Source organism: Bradyrhizobium sp. IAR9 (assembly GCF_013408065.1).
GTDB lineage: Bacteria > Pseudomonadota > Alphaproteobacteria > Rhizobiales > Xanthobacteraceae > Bradyrhizobium.
On sequence record NZ_JACBZW010000012.1, the window covers coordinates 154,760 to 177,216 of the forward strand.

Sequence of the window (22,457 nt, forward strand, 5' to 3'; positions counted from 1 at the left end):
GCAAAGTAAGGGACATGGCGGGGTGGCGGTTCGCCGCCATTCCGCCGACTCTAGAATGACCGACTTCGCCGCCTCATCGCCAATCTCCGAACGCCGCGCCCGGTCGCAGGCGTGGTGGAATGCCGTGAATGCGTGGCTGCTGCTGTTGCCGGCGGCGGTGCTGCTGGTTGCGTTCACGCATTGGCCGATCCTGGCGACGATCCGGCATTCGCTGTTCATCACCAAGCGGAACGGCACCGAGGTCTTCGTCGGGGCGGACAGCTACCGGGCCATGGCGGCCGATCCGATCTTCTGGAAGGCGCTGGTCAACAATTTCTGGTTCGCGCTCGGCACGATCCCGACGTCGATCGCGCTCGCGCTGATCATGGCCGTTTGGGTCAATCGCAACATGCGCGGCCGCGGCTTTCTGCGGCTGGCGTACTTCACGCCGACCGTGCTGCCGATGATCGCCGTCGCCAACATCTGGCTGTTCTTCTACACGCCGGATTACGGCGCGCTCGATCAGCTGCGCGGGCTGTTCGGCCTCGGCGGCCGGAACTGGCTCGGCGATCCCTCGACGGTGATGGGCTGCCTGATCGTTATGGTGATCTGGAAGGAAGCCGGCTTCTTCATGATCTTCTATCTGGCGGCGCTGCAGCAGCTCTCGCCGGACCTCGATGAGGCCGCCTCCATCGAGGGCGCGAGCCGATGGTACACGTTCCGCCGGATCACTTTTCCGCTGCTGATGCCGACCACGCTGTTCGTGGCCATCAATGCGGTCATCAACTCGTTCAAGCTGGTGGACCATCTGGTCATCATGACCAAGGGCGGTCCCAACAACGCCAGCACGCTACTGCTCTATTACATCTATGAGGTCGCCTTCACGTTCCAGGATTCGTCCTACGCGGCAACGTTGACGGTTGTGCTTCTCATGCTCCTGAGCGCGATTGCGCTGATCAAGTTCGGCTATCTCGATCGCAGGATCCACTACCAATGAGAGGCCGGACACACCCCGTCGAAGCCGTCGCAGCATGGCTCCTGGCTTTGATTTGGCTCGCCCCGCTGGCCTATGCCTTCTGGAGCGCGCTGCATCCGGCTGCCTACGCCACCTCGTTCAGCCTGTCCGCGCCCTGGACGCTGGAGAATTTCACGCGGGCCTGGAAGCAGGCGCCGTTCGCCCGGTACTATCTCAACACGGTCGTGCTGGTGACGTTGGTCCTTGTTGGCCAACTCATCCTGTCGACGCTGGCTGCGTATGCCTTTGCGCGCTTCAGGTTCAAAGGTAGCGGCATGGCGTTCGCCCTCGTGCTGCTCCAGCTGATGATCATGCCCGACGTCCTCATCGTCGAGAACTATCGCGCGATTGCCAAGCTGGGCTTGCTCGATACGATCCCTGCCATCGCGCTGCCTTACATGGCGAGCGCCTTTGGCATCTTTCTGCTGCGGCAGACCTTCAAGAGCGTGCCTCAGGAGCTGGTCGAGGCCGCGCGGGTCGAGGGAGCAGGCCCACTCGTGATCCTTTGGCGGGTCTATGTGCCGTTGGCACGCCCCACCTACGTCGCCTTCGGCCTCGTCTCCGTCAGCTATCACTGGAACAACTTCCTGTGGCCGCTGATCGTCACGAATTCGGTGGAAGCGCGTCCGCTCACGGTGGGTCTTGCCGTGTTCGGCGCGCCTGAAACTGGTGTGGATTGGTCGGTGATCACGGCCGCGACCGTGATGACGATGGCCCCGCTGCTGATCGCGTTCCTGCTGTTCCAGCGTCAGTTCGTTCAGTCATTCATGCGCGCGGGTATCCGGTAATGCGGCTTCTCACCTGGAACATTCAGTGCGGCAAGGGGTGCGACGGCGTCACCGATCTGTCCAGGATCGTTGCCGTCGCCAGGCAGTCGCTCGATGCCGACGTGTTCTGCTTCCAGGAAGTGAGCGCCAATTTTTCGAGATTTGGCGATGGCGCGGATCAGAGCGCCCAGCTCGTGGCCTTGCTGCCCAGCTACTCCGCGATATTCCGGCCGGCGATCGAGACGGTGGATCGCGCGGGCAGTATCCACTGTTTCGGCAACATGACGCTGTCGCGGTTGCCGGTGCTGCAGATCGCCAATCACCTCTTGCCGTTCCCGGGCGCGGGTGGGGTGCGCAGCATGCGCCGTCACGCCCTGGAGGTGACGGTTCAAGCCTCGTTTGGCGCGATCCGCATCGTCAACACGCATCTCGAGTTTCATTCGGCCGATCAGCGTCAGGCGCAGATCACGCGGCTGCTCGACCTGCAGCAGGACGCATCGGGGAGTCCCAAGCAGGCCAGCTCCCGGCACGATGAGCCATATGGGAGCCAGACCGTCGCGGCGTCGAGCCTGATGTGCGGCGATTTCAATTTCGACGTGGCCGATCCCCAGCACGCCCTGATCGACCGCGCCGGCCGGCCCGGCCTGAATTACCGCGATGCGTGGACCGCCAATCGTCCGGGTCGCCCGCGGGCGCCGACATGCGGCATCTTTGATCGCGCGCAATGGCCCGACGGGCCGGACTGTCGCGACTTCATCTTCGTCACGGAGGATCTGGTCCGTCGCGTGCGCAGCATCGAGGTCAACGCAGCAACCGATGCGTCCGACCACCAACCCCTCGGGATCGAAGTGGCGGACTAGAGAATGGCGAAGTCATCAAAGCTTGTTGTGGCAAGGAAGGGCAGGGTGCTCCTCGTCAGGCGGCGGCGCGACAAGCGCTGGATGTTTCCGGGCGGCCGCAGGCGTGCCGGCGAGAGTGAGAGAAAGTGCCTCGATCGCGAGATCATGGAGGAGCTGCCCAAGCTCAGGCTTGGCGAGTTGAGGCTGTGGAAGGAAGTCAACGGCAAGAACCGCAGGTCCGGCCGAAGGATGAGCGATGCGATCTTCCTGGGCAAGAAGGCCTCGGGTCCCCTGAAGATCGGCGACAAGAAGGAGCTCGACCGGGCGGAATGGCGCAAGCCGCGCGGACTGAAGCTGACCCCAACCTCGCGCTACATTCGCGACAAGCTGTTTCCGAAATAGGCGGGGGCCTGGCTGTTCGCTGTGCGGAGCAGTACAGGCAGTCTAACCAGTTGCGCGCGGGAGCACGCCCCTGGCAGTGATCTCCGCCGAGAGTTCTTCGATCGTCTTGCGCTGCTCCATCGCGGTTCTGCGGATCAGGGCAAAGGCGGCAGGTTCGGCGAGCGCATGCGAATGCATCACCTGGAGAACGGCGGCGAGCACGACGCGACGCGACCGCAGGCGCTGCTCGAGCTTGAGAATCTGCTGCTTCAATTCGCCTGTGCGTTCGTTGCGCTCGAATGCCATGACGAGCGCTGCGTAAATGCCGGCGGACCGCAGCGGCTTGATCAGGAACGATGCCGGGTCGAGCTCGAACACCAGCTTGAGGCGGCTCGGCGTTTCGGTGCCGAGCAGGGCGATGACGGGCGATCGCGCCAGGTACGCGCGTTGCGCCGGTTGCAGCAGGGGCAGGAACTCGTCGTCGATCAGCGATAGATCAGGGGCGAAGCCGACGGGCTCCGCCGGCGTCCATGCGACACCCTCGATCCCGAGACGTTCGAACTGCCGTCGCACGATGGTTGAGTCGCGCTCGTCCTTGATGGCGACGAGCGCCTTGCGTCCGCGTAGCGAAAATGAAGACGGTCTGCTCATTTCACAACCCGCAAATGCGGCGCGTTCGGCAATGCGCAGCCCGCCGAGGTGTCTTTCGACGGGCTGACGGCAACGTCGAGCTGCGTCAGGTAGGGATCAGGCTTAACAGGCGCGTCGGCTTCCCAGAAAATATCAAACTGTCCTTGCGGATTGGATACGGCAAGCCGTGGTGTAAGGACGCAATGATTGTTGCCGCCATCGATCCACACCGGTCCTTGCGGCGAATTGTAGCGATAGCCCGCCGCGGCGCGCCGCACCTCGGCAATGTCGGACGTCCCCGCGCGCTGCAACGCGCGGGCCAGCAGATAGACCGCGACATAGGCGGACTGCCCGTCCACGGAAGGACTGCTGTCCGCGCCGTAGCGCGCCTTCCAGCGTGCGACGAAGGCGCGGTTCTCCGGCAGGCGGATGCTCTCGAAATAGGCCGACGAGGTGATGCAGCCGGCCGATGCCGGACCGACGATCGCCAGTTCCGGCTCGCAGAGGCTGCAGCTCAGCATGGGTATCTCGAGGCCGGCGGCTTTGGTGCCGGCGTCAAAGGCGCGGATGAAGTCGTAACTCGAGCTTCCGACCAGCGTGTTGAACACGATCGGCGGCTTGCGGCGGACGATCTCGTCGACGATGTGACCGACGGCGCTTTCGCCGAGCTCGAGCAGCCGTTCGGCGAGGATGTGGCCATCTGCCGCGCTGACCAGCTCACGGGTGACGCGATTGGTCTCCCAGGTCCACACATAGTTGGAGCCGACACAGAAAAACTCTCGCGACAGATTGTCGAGCACGTAGCGGACCAGCGGCAACACGTTGTGATTAGGCGAGGCGCCGACATAGATCACGTTGTCCGAGCACTCGAAGCCCTCGTAGCGGGCGGGATACCAGAGCAGGCGATCGGTGCGCTCCACGATGGGGAGGATCTGCTTGCGCGAGGCCGAGGTGTAGCAGCCGATGATGTGCTCGACGCCGACATTGCGGATCAAATCGTCACAGACCGTGTGATATTCGGAGACGATGCCGCGGGGGTCGCGGATGTGGGGCGTGATCGAGAAGGCGAACTCGGTCTGCGTGTTGATCTCGTCGACCGCCATCATCGCGCTCTTGAGGATCTCGCGGCCCATTGCCTGATAGGGCCCTGACTGCGAGCAGATGATGCCAACGGGAACAGACGGCTTTGTCATTGGCGGCTTTCGATCGCGAAACGCGAAGATGAAATCATCATCGCCGATGAGAGCGCAAGGGGCTTAGAGTCGGCTTGCCGTTTTGCTGCGCAGCACTCTCGAAATTTAGGCAGGGAGTATCGTTGACAACACGATGGTCAGTTACTTAGACTTTTCTCCTACAGGGCGACCTGTCGAACCTCGCGTGCGCTGATCTGGCCGATGACGTCCAGCTCTTTGCTAACCAAGTGCTTCGTTCGATCACGGCCCCTAAGCGATAGATCATAGCCGCGGCATTTGAGCCATTCGTTACCTCATTCGGGAGGGGCGGGTGGCTTTTTTCGTTTTGCCGCCAGGACAGCTGGCGATGCGTCCGCGTCGCCAGAACGGTGACGCATGTCCGCGCGCGAGCGTGCGTGTGCGTCACATCGCGTGGGAGGATAGGAACGATGGCGGCAACAGATCTCCACTATCTCGGTCTCGTCGACGTCGGACGGAAGATCCAGGCGGAGGAGCTGTCGCCGGTCGAAGCCACCAAGGCGATGCTCGGCCGGATCGAGAAGCTCGACGGCAAGCTCAAAAGCTTCGCCTATGTCATGGCCGACTCGGCGCTCGCGGAAGCGGCCGCGGCCGAGAAGGAGATCGCTTCCGGCAAGATCAGGGGACCGCTGCACGGCGTGCCGGTCGCTGTGAAGGATCTCTGCTGGGCCAAGGGCGCGCCGGCCGCGCATGGCATGACGATCCATCGCGACTTTCGCCCGACCGAGGACGCCACGGTGGTTGCGCGGCTGAAGGAGGCCGGCGCGATCATCCTCGGCAAGCTGCAGCAGACCGAGGGCGCCTATGCCGATCATCATCCGAAGATCGACCCGCCGAAGAATCCGTGGAACGCGGATCTCTGGCCCGGCGCATCGTCGAGCGGCTCGGGCGTGGCGACCGCGGCCGGCCTCTGCTTCGGCTCGCTCGGCACCGATACCGGCGGGTCGATCCGCTTTCCGTCCGCGGCCAATGGTGTCACCGGGCTCAAGCCGACCTGGGGACGGGTCAGCCGCTACGGCGCGTTCGAGCTGGCACCGACGCTGGATCACATCGGCCCGATTGCGCGGAGCGCGGTCGATTGCGGCGCGATGCTTCGCGTGATCGCCGGGCAAGATCCCAAGGATACGACGGCGGTTCCGCTGTCGGTACCCGATTATCTCGCCGGCCTGACCGGCGATCTGCGCGGCGTGACCATCGGCCTCGACCGGCGCTGGACCAGCGAAGGCACCGACGGCGATGCCGGCAAGGTGCTGGCCGAGGGGTTGCGGGTCGCGGCCGATCTCGGTGCGAAGATCAAGGAAGTTGCCTTTCCCGATCCCAAAGCGATCATCGACGACTGGTTCCCGCTCTGCGGCATCGAAGTCGCGGTCGCGCATGAGGAGACCTATCCAGCGCGCAAGGACGAGTACGGCCCGGCGTTGACCGGCCTGCTCGATCTCGGCCGGCAACAGTCCGGCATGGATTACCAGAAGATCGCGCTCCGACGCGAAGCGTTTCGCGGCGCCGTGCGTGTGCTGTTCGAGACGGTCGATCTCCTCGCGATCCCGGCCCAGGCGTTCGCCGCGCCGACGCTTGCCAAGATGGCAGCGCTCGGTGAGGACGCCTCGCTGATCGGAGGCCTGCTCCGCTTTACATGCCCGTTCGACATGACGGGAAGCCCGACCGTGACGTTGCCCGGCGGCTTCGCGGCGAACGGCGGCCCGATTGGCTTCCAGTTCGTCGGCCGTCATTTCGATGAGGCCGGTCTCGTTCGCGCGGGCGATGCGTTCCAGCGCGTCACCGACTGCCACAAGCGTCATCCCGCGATCTGAGTCGAGGAGCCGATCTCATGTCTGAAGACTGGTTGAAGACATCCATCATGGCCAAGCGCGCCGTCGCCAAGGGCGCGACCGGCACGACACATAGCCTGACCATCGAGCAGCAGGGGGACTTCCACTACGTCTATGGTCCCTATGCCAAGCCGACCCTGTCGATCGACCCCGGCGGGGTCGTCGTCGTCGAGACCGAAGATGCGTTCGGCGGCGTGTTGACCAAGGACACCGACAGTCCCACCGCCAAGTTGAACTTTCCCTATCTCAACCCGCAATGCGGGCCGATCGCGGTGAAGGGCGCCAAGAAGGGCGATTGCCTCGCGATCTATATTCGCGACGTCGAGACACGGGGCGAGCAGCCGGCCGGCACGACCTGCATCATTCCGGAGTTCGGTGGGCTGGTCGGGACCGGGTCGACGGCACTGCTCAATCCGCCGCTGCCGGAGCGCGTAAAGAAGCTGCATGTCGACAGGAGCGGCGTGCGCTGGAACGACAAGCTCACGCTGCCCTACGAGCCCTTCATCGGCACCATCGGCGTCTCGCCGGAGATCGAGGCGATCTCGTCGCTGCAGCCGGACTATCACGGCGGCAACATGGATTTGCCCGATGTTGCGCCCGGCGCGATCATCTATTTCCCGGTGCATACCGACGGCGGGATGCTCTACGTCGGCGACTGCCACGCAACGCAGGGCGACGGCGAACTCTCCGGCGTTGCGCTCGAGCAGCGTGCGACTGTCACGCTCCAGGTCGATTTGATCAAGAATTGGAGCTTCGCCTGGCCGCGGCTCGAGACCAAGGACTTCATCATGACGATCGGCAGCGCGCGTCCGCTCGAGGACGCCGCGCGCATCGCCTATCGCGAACTGGTGCGGTGGATGGCGGCCGATTACGGCTTCGACGAGATCGACGCCTACATGCTGCTCAGCCAGGCCGGCCGCATGCGCCTCGGCAACATGGTCGACCCCAAATACACGATGGGGGCGTCCATCTTGAAGAATTACCTCAAGCCATGACACCCAGCCGCTTTCCATAGAGGGGACATCACGATGAATTCGGGACACAAGCTACGGATGGTTTTGCTCGGCGCCATGTTCGGAACCGCGGCGTCGATGAGTATTGCCAACGCCGCGGAGCCGCCGCTGAAGGTGGGCCTGCTCGAAGACGTGTCCGGCGATCTTGCCTTCATGGGCATGCCGAAGCTGCACGGCTCGCAGCTCGCCGTCGAGGAGATCAACAAGAGCGGCGGCATTCTGGGCCGGCAGATCGAGCTGATCCACCTCGATCCCCAGGGCGATAACGCACGCTACCAGGAATTCGGCCGGCGCCTGCTCAATCGCGACAAGGTGGACGTACTGATCGGCGGCATCACTTCGGCCTCGCGCGAGGCGCTGCGTCCGATCGTCGATCGCACCACGACGCCGTATTTCTACACCAACCAGTACGAAGGCGGCGTCTGCGATGCCAGCATGATCAGCATGGGCGCGGTGCCCGAGCAGCAATTCTCGACGCTGATCCCCTGGATGGTCGAGAAGTTCGGCAAGAAGGTCTATGTCATCGCGGCCGACTACAATTTCGGCCAGATCTCGGCGGAGTGGAACCGCAAGATCATGAAGGAACTCGGCGGCGAGGTCGTCGGCGAGGAGTTCATCCCGCTCGGCGTGTCGCAGTTCGCGCAGACCATCCAGAACATCCAGAAGGCCAAGCCCGACTGGCTGCTGACGATCAATGTCGGCGCTGCCCAAGATTCGTTCTTCGAGCAGGCGGCGGCGGCCAACCTCAATTTGCCGATGGGCTCGTCGATCAAGGTCATGCTCGGCTTCGAGCACAAGCGGTTCAAGCCGCCGGCCCTCAACAACATGCACGCGACTGCGAACTGGTTCGAGGAGATCGATACGCCCGAGGCCACCGAGTTCAAGAAGCGCTGGCACGCCAAGTTCCCTGACGAGCTTTACATCAACGACATGGGGTACAACGCCTATAACGCGCTCTACATGTACAAGGCGCTGGTCGAGAAGGCGAAATCGATCAAGCTCGAGGACATGCGGAAAGTGATCGCGACCGGCGATGCCTGCATCGACGCGCCCGAGGGCAAGGTCTGCATCGACCCGAAGAGCCAGCACACCTCTCACCGCATGCGCCTGATATCGGTCGGGCCGAAGCACGAGGTGAAGGTCGAGAAGGACTACGGCACGATCCAGCCTTACTGGCTTGGCGAGATCGGGTGCGATCTCACCAAGAAGAACGACAAGGATCAGTACACGCCGAGCCATCTCCCCAAGAAGTCCTGAGGCGGGCACGGATCTTGCTCGTGTTTGATGTCACGTTTCTGAACAAGACCGGCGCCGCAACGACGCGGCGTCGGGATCGGCAAGGGGACCAAGATGTCGGCTGAAGTGTTCTCGCTGTTCTACCAGTTCGCCGACGTCTTCGCGTTCCTCATTCTCTCGGCCGCAGGCCTCGCCATCGTGTTTGGCATGATGGGTGTCATCAACATGGCGCATGGCGAATTCATAATGTGCGGCGCCTATGTGACCGTCGGCTTGGTGAATCTCGGCGTGCCGCTCGCGATTGCCCAGATGCTGGCCGCGGTGACGGCCGGGCTCATCGGTGTCCTCGTTGAATTCCTCGTCGTGCGGCGGTTCTACAAGCGCCCCCTGGATTCGCTGCTCGCGACCTGGGGACTTAGCCTGATCGTGACGCAGTCGATGCTCCTGATCGTCGGTTCCGCCGTGCGCGGCATCGGGACGCCCGAGGGGAGCTTTGCGATCGGCGGCTATACGTTCTCGACCTACCGCCTGGTGCTGTTCGGTTGCGCCGTGGCGGTGCTGGCCGGCCTCTACACCATCTTCATGAAGACGCGCTTTGGCGTGATCGCGCGAGCGACGATGCAAAATGCGGCAATGGCCAAGGCGCTGGGTGCACGCACCGGCCGCATCTATGCGATCAGCTTCGGGATCGGAACCGGCCTTGCCGGGCTTTGCGGCGCGCTCTACGCGCCGACCATGACGCTGATCCCGACCATGGGCGCGACCTTCGTGGTCGAGAGTTTTGTCACCGTCGTGATCGGCGGAGCCAACGTGCTGCTCGGAACGGCGCCGGCCGCCGTGTTCCTGGCGATGATCCGGATGGCGTTGAACGCGAGCTACGGCCAGATCATCGGACAGATCGGCATGCTGGTCGCCGTCATCCTGATCATCCGCGTCTTGCCCGAGGGACTCTCCAGCGTGCTGGTTCGCCGTGGACGCTAAAGGGGAATCTGTGATGTTCAAGCTGCTCGAAGGTCCACAGACGCTCGGACGCGGCAAGATGTTCTGGTCGTGCTTCCTGGTCGTGCTCGCGGGCGCGCTGGCCTATCCGCTGTTCGCCGATTCCTACGATGTCGGCAATTTCGCCTACTTCCTGATCTGGATCTTCATGGCGCTCGGCCTCTGCCTGATGTGGGGCTATGGCGGCATGCTGTCCTTCGGCCAGACACTTTTCTTCGGTATTGCCGGTTACAGCTACGGCGTGCTCGCGATCAACATGGGCGGCGACACCGCGACGATCGCCGCGCTCGTTCTCTCTGTCGTCCTGGCAATGATCGCGGCCGGCATCCTCGGCTATTTCATGATCTGGGGCGGCATCAACGGCATCTTCTTTGGCATCGTGACGTTGTCCGCGACGTTGGTGCTGGCTTTCTTCCTCGGCCAGACGGCCGGGCCGGAATGGCATATCGGGCCGGCGCGGCTGAACGGCTTCAACGGCATGAAGGGCATGGACCCGCTGACCGTCGGCGACTTCTATATCGAGGGCTCGGCGCTCTATTACGTCATGATCGCCCTAATCGTGATCGTCTATCTCGCGCTGCGGATGCTGGTGAATTCCGGCATCGGCAACGTCATCGTGGCGACGCGCGAGAATCCGCAGCGTGCCGAGATGCTGGGTTACGACGTCCGCAAATATCAGCTGCTGACCTTCGTGATCGGAAGCGGTCTCGCAGGCCTCAGCGGCGCGCTGTACACGTCCTGGGGACAGTTCATCACGCCGTCCAGCATCGGCTTGCCGGCCGCCGCGATGCCCATCGTGTGGGTGGCGTTCTCCGGGCGCAGCGATCTGACCGCGACCTTGGTCGGGTCGTTCCTGCTGCTGTTCGGCTTTCAGACCATCACGGTCTACAGCCAGCAGGCGGCGCTGGTGCTGATGGGCGCGCTGCTGCTCGCGACCGTGATGCTGGCGCCGCAAGGCTTCGTGCTCGGCATCGGCAAGCTCGCCGCCGACTGGTGGCAGGGGCGCCGGCGACGCAGCGACGTGGTGGCTGAGGCCGGCCGCTTGCAACCGGAAGAGTCCTGATCATGGCGCTGGTCGAAGTCAAAGGCGTCTCGAAGCGCTTCGGCGGATTGACGGCCGTCTCCGGCGTCGACCTGACGGTCAATGCCGGGGAGATCCACTGCCTGATCGGCCCCAACGGTGCCGGCAAGAGCACACTGTTCAAGCTGATCGCCGGCCTCTATCCGCCGACCGAGGGCAGTATCCTGTTCGACACCGTCGATATCACGGCCGAGCGGCCCTACGCGCGCGTGCAGCGGGGCATGAGCATCAAGATGCAGGCCCCGAGCGTGTTCAAGGAATTGCCTGTCCGGCAGAACATCCAGACCGCGCTGCAGGAGCGATTGTCCGGCTCGGAACGCATCGCTGAGGAAGATCGCCTGCTGACGCTGCTCAATCTCGCGGCGGACGGCGACAAGCTCGCGGGCGCGCTGTCGCATGGCCAGCAGCAATGGCTCGAGATCGGGATGGCGCTGGCGTTGAAGCCGCAGCTCCTGCTGCTGGACGAGCCGACCGCGGGCATGTCGCCCGAGGAAACCTTCAGGACCGGCGAACTGATCAGGTCGTTCAATGCCGAGGGCATGACGGTGCTCGTGGTCGAGCACGACATGGCCTTCGTCCGCCAGGTCGCCCGGCGCGTCACGGTGCTGCATCTCGGCAGGATTTTTGCGCGCGGCACGCTCGAAAGCATCCTGCAGGACGAGAAGGTCGCGGAAATCTATCTGGGTAAGACCCATGCTCACTAAACCGTCGTCCTCTGAGCCGATCATCGACGTTGCCGAGTTATGGGCGGGATATGGCGCGACGCCGATCCTGCAGGGCGTCACCATGTCGGTCTCGCGCGGCGAGATCGTCGGCGTGATCGGCCGCAACGGCGTCGGCAAGTCGACCCTGATGCGCTGCCTGATCGGCCTGCTGCAAACTTGGCGCGGGACGATCAGCTTCATGGGGCAGGACGTCACGGCGCTGGAGGCCGACGCACGGGCAAGGGCTGGCTTCGGCTACATCCCGCAAGGGCGCGACGTCTTTCCGCAAATGACCGTCGAGGAGAATCTTCAGGTAGGCGAACTGATCGGCGGTCCTGGCGGCAAGAAGCTGCCGGAGCTGATCTACGAATATTTCCCGCGGCTGAAGGAGCGCCGGCGGCAGGCCGCAGGCACCATGTCGGGCGGCGAGCAACAGCAGCTCGCCATCGGCCGCGCGCTGATCGGCAATCCGTCCCTGATGATCTTGGACGAGCCGTCCGAGGGCATCCAGCCTTCGATCGTGCAGCACATTTGCGAGGCGCTGCGATCGTTCCGGAACGAGCTCGGAACCACCATCATCTTCGTCGAGCAGAACCTCGACACGATCCTGGCGATCGCCGAGCGCTGCTACATCATGGAGAAGGGCAAGATTACGCGGTCGCTCGCTGGCGGCGAGGTCAGTGAGGACAACGTGCGCGAACAGCTTCTGCTCTGATGGGCCTCGGGCGTGCTTTCAAGTCGTCAATAGGGAGGGAATGAACATGGATCTCGGACTCAAGGGAGCAAAGGTTCTCGTCACCGGCAGCACCAAGGGCATCGGCAGGGCGATCGCCGACACCTTCGCGGCGGAAGGGGCCAATGTCGGAATCTGCGCGCGCAACCAGGCGGACGTCGACGGCGCCGTCACCGCGATCAAGGCGAAGGGCGTCGCCGCGTTCGGCAGTTCGGTCGACGTCTCCAATGGTCCGGCGCTCAAGGCCTGGGTGGAGGATATGGCCTCCAAGCTCGGCGGCATCGACATCGTCGTCGCCAATGTCAGCGCCCTGTCGATCGGGCAGGACGAGGAGAGCTGGGAGAAGGAGTTCTCCACCGACATGATGGGCACGGTGCGGCTGGTCAATGCCGCGATGCCTTATCTGGAGAAGAGCAAGGCCGCTGCGATCGTCACGATCTCCAGCGTGTCGGGCCGCGAGGTCGATTTCGCCAGCGGTCCCTACGGCACGTTCAAGGCCGCGATCATCCACTACACGCAAGGGCTCGCCTTCCACCTGGCCGGCAAGGGCATCCGCGCCAACTCAATGTCGCCCGGCAACACCTATTTCGAGGGCGGTGTCTGGAACCAGATCAAGGACGGCAATCCCGAGCTGTACAAGACCGCGCTGGCGCTGAACCCGACCGGCCGCATGGGCACGCCGCAGGAAATGGCGAATGGCGCGGTGTTCCTTGCCAGCAAGGCGGCGAGCTTCATCACCGGGACCAATCTCGTGGTCGATGGGGCGCTCACGCGCGGGGTGCAGTTCTAGGCGCATCCGGAGCCGCGCCGCTACGAGACCGGGCCGTCGCGGCGCCGGTGAGCGAAGCCGTTTCGACAACAACAGGGCTGTCAGATGTCAGCAGATCCAATTCACTACAAGTCGATCACAGAGCTCTCCGAGCTGTTCCGCCGTGGTGAGCTGCTGCCCTCGAAGGTCACCGAGGCCATGCTGAGCCGGATCGCCAAGCTCGATGGCAAATTCCATGGCTATGCGCTTCTCCTCGCTGAGCGCGCCATGACGCGGGCGAAGCGCTGCGACGCCGAGCTGGCCAGGGGCATCTGGCGCGGACCGCTGCACGGCGTGCCGATCGGGCTGAAGGACCTCTGCTACACGACTTTTGCGCCGACGGCCGGTGGCACCACGATCCACGCGAAGTTCATTCCGTCCTTCAACGCCACGATAGTGGATCGGCTGGAGCAGGCCGGCGCCGTCACGCTCGGCAAGTTGAAGATGACCGAGGGGGCCTACACCAGCCATCACCCGAACGATCAGGCACCGCTCAATCCCTGGGGCGTCGATTACTGGGTGGGCTCGTCCTCGAGCGGATCGGGCGTGGCGACGTCGGCGGGGCTCTGCTTCGGCTCGATCGGCAGCGACACCGGCGGCTCAATCCGGTTTCCGTCGGCCACTTGCGGGCTGACCGGGATCAAGCCGACTTGGGGACGCGTCAGCCGCCACGGCGTCTTTCCTTTGGCCGACTCGCTCGACCATGTCGGGCCGATGTGCCGGAGCGCGGCCGATGCGGCCGCGATGCTCGGCGTCATCGCCGGCGCAGATGTCAACGATCCCACCGCGCTGCAGGCGCCGGTGCCGAACTATCTCGCAGGGATCGTCGACGGTGTCCGGGGGTTGCGGATTGGCGTCGACCGCAGCTACACCCAGGACGGAGTCGATCCGCAGGTGGTCGCCGCGTTGCTGGAAGCCGAGCGGACGCTCGCGGCGCTCGGGGCCGATATCCGCGATGTCAAATTCCCGGCCTACGAGAAGCTCGTGAGCATGTGGATTCCGATGTGTTCGATCGAGACCGCGGAGGCGCATCTCGAAACCTATCCCGCGCGGAAGTCGGAATACGGCCCGGACCTGGCGCAGCTGATCGAGCAGGGCAGGTCGGTGAGCGGCGTCGAGATCGCGCAGATCCATCACGAGCGGCTGAAATTCTGCGGCAGCCTGACCGCCCTGTTCGGCGATATCGACCTGCTGTTGATCCCCACCATGCCCGTGCCGATCCCGACGCTGACCAGGATGGGCGAGTACGGCGCCGATCCCAACGTGCTGCTCAGCATCCTGCGCTTCACGGCAGTGTTCGACTTCTCGGGCAGCCCGACCATCACGCTGCCGAATGGCGTGGCGTCGGACGGCCTGCCACTCAGCATGCAGCTCGTCGGCCCGCATCTGTCGGAGGATGTGCTCGCGCGCGCCGGGCATGCCTTCCAGTCGGCGACGGACTGGCATACCCGGCGCGCTCTGATCGATTGAGCCAGTGTCGGCTCGGCTCGTGGACTGGACCACCGCTTTCCTGATCACTGGCGGTATGTGAAGTATACTGTGGCAGTACAAGCGGTGGCGAGTTGCTCTACCTTTGTAAGACAATTCAGTTGATTGATCCCGATAGGTAAAAAAATTCGAGTATTACGAACGGCGCAAATTATCCTGTGAATCCAAGATCGAAAAATTGCGACGAATAGCTCTCACTTTTCCTTGACGTTCTCACCCGCTTCCAAAGTAGAGCTTTGCCGATAAGGGTAATGATCGATCGAAGATGGTTGCGTTGGTTTACAATGCCTGGCCCCACCTGAAGCTCGCCCATGATGGACTGGGCTGACCCACGCTAGCTGACGTTGGCCGTCGCTGGATAGAATTGACCGGCCCGGCCCAGCAGCGTGGGCGCGAGATACCGTGCTCACTTCCGGGAACTCAAACTGAGGTGTAGCGCCATTGCGCCCATGAGCAGTCAGCATTGCAGCGCCGGAAGTCGGCGACTGGCACGAGAGTCATTCTGGCAGGAGAAAATTCTGTAACGATCTCACCAGGCGCAAAGGCTGTGAATTGTCAGAACGAGCCTTGAGCAGGCACAGGAAAACTCGAGGAATCGATCTGCGTCTCCAACAGATCATCTCAGCGCGCGGAATTCCAGTCTGCGCAACACAAGCGTATCGGGAAGAGAGCCAGGAGATTTGAATTCCGGCCTCCTACGATCTGGTCTTATTCTGGTGTCAAAAATAGATCGCTGGCTGAAAGCTTTGTGCGCCTCTTTACACGACAAGTCTGAGCTTCTGCCGCTTCCTTCCGACCGGCTGTTGGCCGGACGGATCTTTGCGCGGCTTGATGAAGTCAGCCCACGCCTGGAGCACCTCGCGTCGCCGTTGGATCATCTCGCTGTCCCAATACGACAGTTCTGCCTCATCGCCGACACGATGCGACAAGCAGAACTCAAGCACTTCACGGCGGAAATTGTGCTCCTTATTGTCTGCGCCCCAGTTTCGGAAGGTCGTGCGGCAGCCATGCATGGTAGATTTGATGGCAGTGCGCTCGATAGCTCCAACAAGGGCGTTCGCGCGGAACGGCTGATGTCCCTCAGCGTGGTCGGAGGGGAATACGTATTTATCTGTGCGCCGCATCGATTGGATGATCTCGATGGCCTGATCTGACAGCGGAACGAGATGCGGTTTGGGTTCTAGGTCGCCCTTTATCTTCATCTTCTCAGCTGGAACCATCCAGGTCTTTGCTTCGAAGTCGAGCTCGGTCCATTCCATGAGCCGGATTTCTTGGCTGCGTGAGACCGTGAGGATGCCGACTTCGGTGCAGCGCGCGGCATTGCCGGGATCAGAGCGCAGCCCTGTCATCATTTGCTTCATCTTCGTGTAAGGGGCGGACCGATGTCCCTTTTTGCGATTTAGCTTGCGGGGAGACGGGAGCAGGTGTTTGAGGTTGCCGCGCCACGCGGCCGGATTCTCACCCGTGCGCAACTTCAACGCCTTGGCTGCGTCCATCAGCCGCTCGATTCGCTGGCGTGTTCGCGACGCTGTGACCGGCTTCACGGTCCAGATCGCTTTGAGAGCATCCAAGACGTGCTCGGTGGTGATCTCATGGAGCTTTTTCTCGTGCAAGCTCGGCACGTCGCGGATGGAGCGCTGCCATTGGGTTAACTCCTCTTTGGACAAGCCCCGGCACCAACCAGGGTACTGCTCGTCTGCAAATTCTTTGAACGTCTTGCTGCTCTGAGCAGCGGCCCGCTTTTTGACGCGCGGATCGATGCCCTCGCGCTTCAATGCAACCTTGTAATCGCGGGCCTTCTCGCGCGCGCTGCTTAGGGTCAGAACGTCCCCCCCTGCGCTGTCGCGGTCGCCAGCCCTGGCGAACTCCATCTGCGCCCGTTTGCCCTCGGGGTCGGTGAAACGGAAGGCCCACACCCGATCTCCGCTCGCGCGTACCACCAGGTAGAGTCCCGCACTGTCCGCATGAACGCCAGCTTGCAGGGATTTAACTTGGTTCGAATTGAGCGCCACTTTAACGTTCCCTTTCGCTTACCACTTACCGTCACGGATCCTTTTTTGCGTCATGGTCAGTGATTCCACGGGAACCGGTGCAGATGTGTGGCCGTCACGGATACTTTCAAATGGACGTATGTGCCTCCTTACCACTTTTTTGCCTGGGCCGCCTGGCGTTCGGCGATTTTAAGCGAAGATAGACGATAGCTTATAAACCCAAGATGCTGTAAATAAAGTAGAATACGAAGAGTGACGATGCTTGGTGATAGTAGACGCGCTACTGAAATTGGATACATGATCCGTGACGGCATTCGGTAAACTGGTCCGCACCACGGCGTTCCGGCTGACGCTGGTCTATCTGCTGCTGTTCGCGATGTTCGCGGCTTCGCTGCTGGCCTATTTCGCCTGGAATACGCGGCGGCTGATCACCGAGGAAATCACGCAGACGGTCAATGCCGAGACCTCGGAAATCAACGAGATCTACGGCCGCGGCGGCATGTTTCGCCTGGTGCGCACGATCGAATACCGCGCGCTGCGCCCGGGCGCCAACCTCTATCTCGTGACGACGCCGACAGGGCAGGCGATCGCCGGCAATGTCGGCTCGCTGGCGCCCGGCGTGATGGCGACGCGGGGCTGGTCGGAGACGGCCTACCGGCGGATCGAGGACGCGGACGACCGCGACCATCGCGCGCTCGTGCGCGTCACCGAACTGGAAAACGGCTTCCGGCTTCTGATCGGCCGCGACCTCGCCGAACGGCGTCGCCTGTTCGGCATCGTCGCCAAGGCGGCGCAATGGTCGATCCTGATCGTCGTCGTGCTCGGTCTCGGCGGCGGCATCTTCGTCGCGCGCCGCGTGCTGAGGCGCATCGACGCGATGACCGGGACCGCGCAGCGCATCATGACCGGCGATCTCAGCGGGCGTCTCCCGGTGGGACGCAGCGGCGACGAGCTCGACCGCCTCGCGGAAAATCTCAATGCCATGCTGGAGCGGATCGAGGCGCTGATGGCCGGCTTGAAGGAAGTCTCCGACAACATCGCCCACGACCTCAAGACGCCGCTGACGCGCTTGCGCAACCGCGCCGAGGAGGCGCTGGCGAAATCGGGCTGCGAAGCCGATTACCGTGCGGCGCTGGAGCGGACCATCGAGGAATCCGACGGATTGATCCGCACCTTCAACGCGCTGCTGATGATCGCGCGCGCGGAGTCAGGGCAGGCGCGCGGCAACATGGATGATTTCGACGCCGCAGAGGTCGCCAACGGCATCCACGAGCTCTACGAGCCGCTGGCCGAAGACGACGGCATGACCTTGAAGGTCAAGGCCGAGCCGACGCCGGTTCACGCCAATCGCGAGTTGATCAGCCAGGCGCTCGCCAATTTGGTCGAGAATGCGATCAAATACGGCAAGCCGGTCGGGCAGGCCGGCGGAACCGTGGTCAGCATGGACGCGAGGCCGATCACCATCGAGGCCCGACGCGATGGCGACAAGGTGCTGCTCAGCGTCACCGATCGCGGTCCCGGCATCCCCGAAGCCGATCGCGCGCATGCCGTCGAACGATTCGTTCGCCTGGAAGCGAGCCGCACGTTGCCGGGCTCCGGCCTCGGTCTCAGCCTCGCTTCTGCGGTTGCGACATTGCACGGCGGTGAGTTGAGGTTGGGCGATGCCCAACCCGGTCTCGTTGCAACGCTGGCGCTGCCCGCGCGCGCCGGGGCCGGCGACAGGGTTGCTCCGCCAATACCGGATGTGCCACAGAAGGTGGCATGAACCACTCCGCGCCGGGAAACGCGGACAAGCATGGTGAGAGGCTGGCCGCGCGCTTCGCGGAGGCTCCCCATATTGCCGCTTCCACAACCGACGAACGACGTCTTGAAAGCTGGCTGTCCGAGCTCGAGCCGACCCAATCGGCGCGTCTCGAAACGCTGCTGACGCAGCCCTTCGCCCGGAACATCCTGGCCGGTATCGCGGAATTCTCGCCCTATCTGTTCGATCTGGTGCGCGCCGATGCCTTGCGCCTGATCCGATTGCTCGAATGCGATCCGGATGCGCATCTGACGGCGCTCATCGCGGAGGCGAGGGGGGCGGTGCTCGCGGCCCCTGACGAGGCCGAGGTGATGCGACTGCTCCGCCGCATGAAGGCTGAGGCCGCGCTCCTGACCGCCTTGTGCGACATTGGCGGGGTCTGGCCGGTGATGCGGGTGACGGCGGCGCTGACCGATGTCGCGGTGTCCTCGGTGCAGGCGGCGCTCCAATACCTGCTGCGGCAGGAAGCCGCACGTGGCAAGATCTCGCCGCCCAATCCCGAGGCGCCCGAGGAGGGCTGCGGCCTGATCGTGCTCGCGATGGGCAAGATGGGGGCGGGCGAGCTGAACTATTCCAGCGATATCGATCTCATCGTGTTCTTCGATCCCGACGAGACAACGCTGGCAGCGGACATCGAGCCGCAGCCGTTCTTCGTCCGGGTCACGCAGGGGATGGCGCGCATCCTGCAGCAGCGCACCTATGACGGCTATGTGTTCCGCGTCGACCTGCGCCTGCGTCCCGATCCATCCTCGACCCAGGTCGCGATCTCCCGTGACGCCGCGCTGAATTATTACGAGCGGGAAGGGCGCACCTGGGAGCGCGCCGCGATGATCAAGGCGCGTGCCTGCGCCGGTGATGCCAGGGCGGGCGAGGCATTGCTCGCCGAGATCGCGCCCTTCGTCTGGCGCAAGCATCTCGATTTCGCCGCGCTCGCCGACGTCCACGACATGAAGCGGCAGATGCAAACCTATCGCGGCCAGAGCGAGGTCGCGGTGGAAGGGCACAACGTCAAGGTCGGCCGCGGTGGCATCCGCGAGATCGAGTTCTTCGCGCAGACCCAGCAATTGATCGCCGGCGGCCGCCATCCGGAATTGCGGGTGCGGCCGACACTCGAGGCCCTCCATATTCTCGCCTCCAGCAACTGGATCACCGTTGCGGCGCGTGACGAGCTGACCATTGCGTACGAATTCCTGCGCCGGGTCGAGCATCGCCTCCAGATGATCGCCGACGAGCAGACCCACGCATTGCCTGAAGACAAGGACGCGGTCGAGCGCTTTGCGCGCTTCTTCGGTTATGCGGATCGCGAGGCCTTCGCGGGCGAGCTGCTGCGACAGCTCAAGATCGTGCAGGGGCACTACGAAAAACTGTTCGAAGGCGACGATCCGACCGGCACGGCAAAGCTGCCGACGCTCGACTACCGTGTCGGTCCCGAGGATCCGCGCCTGCTCCAGCACCTCGCGACGCTCGGATTCAAGAAGCCTGCCGCGGTCGCGCAGACGGTGCGCGACTGGATCACCGGCGACTATCGCGTGTTCCGCAATGAGGCGACGCGCAGCGCCTTCGTCGAGTTCGTGCCGGCCCTGATCGACGGCCTTGCCCATGCCGAGGAGCCGGATCGCGCCGTCGTGGCGTTCGATCAATTCCTTGGGGCGCTCCAGCGCGGCGGCCGGCTGATCACCCTGCTCGGCCAGAACCGCGAGCTCGTCGCGCTGGTGGCGCTGGTGCTGGGTGCGGCGCCGCGGCTCGGCGAGATGCTGGCGCGGCAGCCGCAGCTGATGGATGGCCTGATCGATCCGCGCTTCTTCGGCGCCATGCCGGACAGGCAGGAATTGTCGGGACGGTTGGCTGCGACAGTGCAAGACGCTGGCTCATACGAAGAGTTCCTCGATCGGCTGCGCCTGTTCGGGCAGGAGAGCCTGTTCCTGATCGGCACGCGCATTCTCTCCGGCACCGTCTCGGCGCAGCAGGCGAGCACGGCCTTTGCCGACGTCGCCGAAGGAATCGTCCACACCGTGCACGGCCTCGTTGCCGACCGCTTCGCGGCCCAGCATGGCCGGATCAAGGGGCAGGAGACCGCGATCATCGCGATGGGCCGGCTCGGCAGCCGCGAGATGACGGCCTCATCCGATCTCGATCTGATCCTGCTCTACGATTTCGACAGCGACAATCCGGACTCCGATGGGCCGAAATCGCTGCAGGGTCCGCATTATTTTGCGCGTCTGACCCAGCGCCTGATCAGCGCGTTCACGACGCGCACCAATTATGGCGTGCTCTACGAGATCGACATGCGGCTGCGTCCTTCAGGGCGCGCCGGTCCCGTAGCCTCGAGCCTCGTCTCATTCGCGGATTACCAGGCCAACGAGGCCTGGACCTGGGAGCACATGGCGCTGACGCGCGCGCGCGTGGTGTCGGCTTCGCCCGAATTCCGGATGCGGATCGAACGCGTCATCCGCGGCGTCCTGACCCGCCGCCGCGATTCCGCAATCACCGCCAACGACGTCGCCGACATGCGACGCGCGATCGCCCAGGAGAAGGGCGAGGCCGATTGCTGGGATCTCAAACATGCCGCCGGCGGCATGGTCGACATCGACTTCATCGCGCAATATCTCCAGCTCGTGCACGCGCACGATAAGCCGGAGATCCTCGACGTCAGCACGATGCAGGTGCTCGACAATGCATGCAGGCTCGGCGTCCTCCCGCAATCGGAGACCGAGATATTGCGTGCCGCCGCACGGCTCTATCACGACCTCACGCAGATCCTGCGGCTCTGCGTCAGCGACCGCTTCAAGCCGGAAACCGCGGGCACCGATCTGCAACGCGTGATGGCGCGGGCCGGCGACGCGCCGGATTTCTCGTCGCTGGAGGCGCGCGTGAAGGAGACGCAGAGCGAGGTGCGGCGCGTGTTCAGGGCGCTGCTGGAAGGGACGTTGCCTTCAACGAGCTGAGCGCCTCGCGGACGTCAGGCTCGAGCCCCGCGCCGCCGGCATCGAGATGGGCGAAGATCGCGCGCTTCATCCTGGGATCCCAGAACTTCTTGATGTGCTCGGCAATTCCCGGCACGGCCTTGCCGTGGCCCTGGCTCTCGAAGAACTTGCCGATCTGGTTGGCCATGTAGATCAGGCGGTCAGGCGACATCGGCAACCTCCGTGGCATGGCGACCGACGATCCGGTCACCATGCGAAAACACCTCGAACCCATCCTGGCGGGCAATGGCGATCAGCGTGATGCCCGCGGCTTCCGCGGTACGCACCGCGAGCGCGGTGGGCGCGGAAACTGCGATCATCACCGGCGCGCCGATCGCCGCAGTCTTCTGCACCATCTCGACCGAAACACGGCTCGTCAGCAGCACCATGCCGGCGCCTGCGTCGGTGCGGCTGCGCGCGAGGGCGCCTGCGAGCTTGTCCAGCGCGTTGTGGCGGCCGACATCCTCACGCAGCGCGACGATGTGGCCGGCAGGGGACCAGAACGCGGCGGCATGAACCGCGCGGGTCTGCAGATTGATCGATTGCAGCGGCGCGATCGCCTGCATCGCCGTCATGATTTCTTCCGGCGTGAAGCTCTGCCCCTGCGGCACGACCGCAGCGGGTCGCACGGCTTCGGCAATCGACTCGATACCGCAGATGCCGCAGCCGGTGGGACCGGCGACGTGGCGGCGGCGCTCGCTGATCAGTGCCGCGTCATCCGACGCCAGCCACATCCGCAGCTCAATGCCGTCGTCGAGGCGAACAATTTCGAGCGAGCGGATGTCGTCGACCGATTTAACGATGCCTTCGCTCAGGCTGAAGCCGACCGCAAAATCTTCCAGGTTCTGCGGCGTTCCCATCATGACGGCGTAAGTGCCGCCATTATAGGTCAGAGCCAGCGGCGTCTCCTCCGGAATGAACCGCGTTCCTTCGGACGCGACGCCGTTGCGCCAGATTCCGCGATCGATTGCCTGGACAGCTACATGCAT

At 63.6% G+C, this 22,457-nt stretch carries 20 protein-coding genes; 15 read left to right on the forward strand and 5 right to left on the reverse strand.

What is annotated here, in order from left to right; translation table 11 throughout:
- The first annotated feature begins 55 nt into the window (after positions 1–55).
- Genes GGD67_RS27995 through GGD67_RS28010 form a run of 4 tightly spaced genes read left to right on the forward strand, consistent with a single transcriptional unit; the run spans position 56 to position 3,002 of the window.
- Entirely contained in the window at positions 56–976 is a 921-nt protein-coding gene (locus tag GGD67_RS27995; RefSeq protein WP_018321019.1) for a carbohydrate ABC transporter permease, read from the forward strand.
- The gene (locus GGD67_RS28000; RefSeq protein ID WP_018321018.1) at positions 973–1,782 is read left to right on the forward strand and encodes a carbohydrate ABC transporter permease; all 810 of its coding nucleotides are present in this window, start codon (positions 973–975) and stop codon (positions 1,780–1,782) included. Before GGD67_RS27995 ends, GGD67_RS28000 begins: the two co-directional genes overlap by 4 nt.
- Positions 1,671–2,621, forward strand: coding sequence for an endonuclease/exonuclease/phosphatase family protein (locus GGD67_RS28005; RefSeq protein WP_244550701.1), 951 nt, complete (start codon positions 1,671–1,673; stop codon positions 2,619–2,621). The genes GGD67_RS28000 and GGD67_RS28005 overlap by 112 nt, the downstream gene beginning before the upstream one ends.
- A gap of 3 nt (positions 2,622–2,624) precedes the next feature.
- Entirely contained in the window at positions 2,625–3,002 is a 378-nt protein-coding gene (locus GGD67_RS28010; RefSeq protein WP_018321016.1) for an NUDIX hydrolase, read from the forward strand.
- A 42-nt stretch (positions 3,003–3,044) separates the two neighbouring features.
- Here GGD67_RS28010 and GGD67_RS28015 read toward each other — a convergent pair whose 3' ends face one another.
- Positions 3,045–3,632, reverse strand: a complete 588-nt coding sequence (locus tag GGD67_RS28015) for an ANTAR domain-containing response regulator (protein WP_018321015.1) — start codon at positions 3,630–3,632, stop codon at positions 3,045–3,047.
- Positions 3,629–4,804: a transporter substrate-binding domain-containing protein gene (locus GGD67_RS28020; RefSeq protein WP_179737421.1), complete on the reverse strand. Its 1,176-nt coding sequence runs from the start codon at positions 4,802–4,804 to the stop codon at positions 3,629–3,631. Before GGD67_RS28020 ends, GGD67_RS28015 begins: the two co-directional genes overlap by 4 nt.
- Positions 4,805–5,232: 428 nt before the next feature.
- On the opposite strand from GGD67_RS28020, the gene GGD67_RS28025 reads away from it, so the two are divergent.
- The 9 genes from GGD67_RS28025 to GGD67_RS28065 all read left to right on the forward strand — a co-directional run bounded on the left by GGD67_RS28025 (position 5,233) and on the right by GGD67_RS28065 (position 14,695).
- On the forward strand, positions 5,233–6,633 hold the full coding sequence (locus GGD67_RS28025) for an amidase (RefSeq protein ID WP_179737423.1): 1,401 nt from the start codon (positions 5,233–5,235) through the stop codon (positions 6,631–6,633).
- Between the two features lie 17 nt (positions 6,634–6,650).
- Positions 6,651–7,646 carry an acetamidase/formamidase family protein gene (locus tag GGD67_RS28030; protein WP_018321012.1) on the forward strand — a complete coding sequence of 332 codons (996 nt, stop codon included), beginning with the start codon at positions 6,651–6,653 and terminating at the stop codon, positions 7,644–7,646.
- 57 nt (positions 7,647–7,703) lie between these two features.
- Positions 7,704–8,921 carry an urea ABC transporter substrate-binding protein gene (locus tag GGD67_RS28035; RefSeq protein ID WP_018321011.1) on the forward strand — a complete coding sequence of 406 codons (1,218 nt, stop codon included), beginning with the start codon at positions 7,704–7,706 and terminating at the stop codon, positions 8,919–8,921.
- 93 nt (positions 8,922–9,014) lie between these two features.
- Positions 9,015–9,881 (forward strand): ABC transporter permease subunit, encoded by an 867-nt coding sequence (locus GGD67_RS28040; protein WP_018321010.1) that lies wholly within the window; start codon positions 9,015–9,017, stop codon positions 9,879–9,881.
- Between the two features lie 13 nt (positions 9,882–9,894).
- On the forward strand, positions 9,895–10,962 hold the full coding sequence (locus tag GGD67_RS28045) for a branched-chain amino acid ABC transporter permease (RefSeq protein WP_179737425.1): 1,068 nt from the start codon (positions 9,895–9,897) through the stop codon (positions 10,960–10,962).
- A 2-nt stretch (positions 10,963–10,964) separates the two neighbouring features.
- A complete protein-coding gene (locus tag GGD67_RS28050; RefSeq protein WP_179737427.1) occupies positions 10,965–11,684 on the forward strand; it encodes an ABC transporter ATP-binding protein in 720 nt (239 codons plus the stop codon).
- Entirely contained in the window at positions 11,674–12,399 is a 726-nt protein-coding gene (locus tag GGD67_RS28055) for an ABC transporter ATP-binding protein (RefSeq protein ID WP_179737429.1), read from the forward strand. Before GGD67_RS28050 ends, GGD67_RS28055 begins: the two co-directional genes overlap by 11 nt.
- A 46-nt stretch (positions 12,400–12,445) precedes the next feature.
- Positions 12,446–13,207 carry an SDR family NAD(P)-dependent oxidoreductase gene (locus GGD67_RS28060; protein ID WP_179737431.1) on the forward strand — a complete coding sequence of 254 codons (762 nt, stop codon included), beginning with the start codon at positions 12,446–12,448 and terminating at the stop codon, positions 13,205–13,207.
- Between the two features lie 84 nt (positions 13,208–13,291).
- Complete coding sequence (locus GGD67_RS28065) at positions 13,292–14,695, forward strand: amidase (protein ID WP_179737433.1); 1,404 nt, start codon at positions 13,292–13,294, stop codon at positions 14,693–14,695.
- A 776-nt stretch (positions 14,696–15,471) separates the two neighbouring features.
- Here GGD67_RS28065 and GGD67_RS40005 read toward each other — a convergent pair.
- Complete coding sequence (locus GGD67_RS40005) at positions 15,472–16,725, reverse strand: site-specific integrase (protein ID WP_179737435.1); 1,254 nt, start codon at positions 16,723–16,725, stop codon at positions 15,472–15,474.
- A gap of 283 nt (positions 16,726–17,008) precedes the next feature.
- Here GGD67_RS40005 and GGD67_RS28075 point away from each other — a divergent pair, with 283 nt between their 5' ends.
- On the forward strand, positions 17,009–18,469 hold the full coding sequence (locus GGD67_RS28075; protein ID WP_092256474.1) for an ATP-binding protein: 1,461 nt from the start codon (positions 17,009–17,011) through the stop codon (positions 18,467–18,469).
- On the forward strand, positions 18,466–21,450 hold the full coding sequence (locus GGD67_RS28080; protein ID WP_179737437.1) for a bifunctional [glutamine synthetase] adenylyltransferase/[glutamine synthetase]-adenylyl-L-tyrosine phosphorylase: 2,985 nt from the start codon (positions 18,466–18,468) through the stop codon (positions 21,448–21,450). Before GGD67_RS28075 ends, GGD67_RS28080 begins: the two co-directional genes overlap by 4 nt.
- On the opposite strand, the gene GGD67_RS28085 is transcribed toward GGD67_RS28080, so the two are convergent.
- Positions 21,410–21,640 carry a formate dehydrogenase subunit delta gene (locus GGD67_RS28085; RefSeq protein WP_018315834.1) on the reverse strand — a complete coding sequence of 77 codons (231 nt, stop codon included), beginning with the start codon at positions 21,638–21,640 and terminating at the stop codon, positions 21,410–21,412. The genes GGD67_RS28080 and GGD67_RS28085 overlap by 41 nt on opposite strands.
- The gene (gene fdhD / locus GGD67_RS28090) at positions 21,630–22,457 is read right to left on the reverse strand and encodes a formate dehydrogenase accessory sulfurtransferase FdhD (RefSeq protein WP_018315835.1); all 828 of its coding nucleotides are present in this window, start codon (positions 22,455–22,457) and stop codon (positions 21,630–21,632) included. The genes GGD67_RS28085 and fdhD overlap by 11 nt, the downstream gene beginning before the upstream one ends.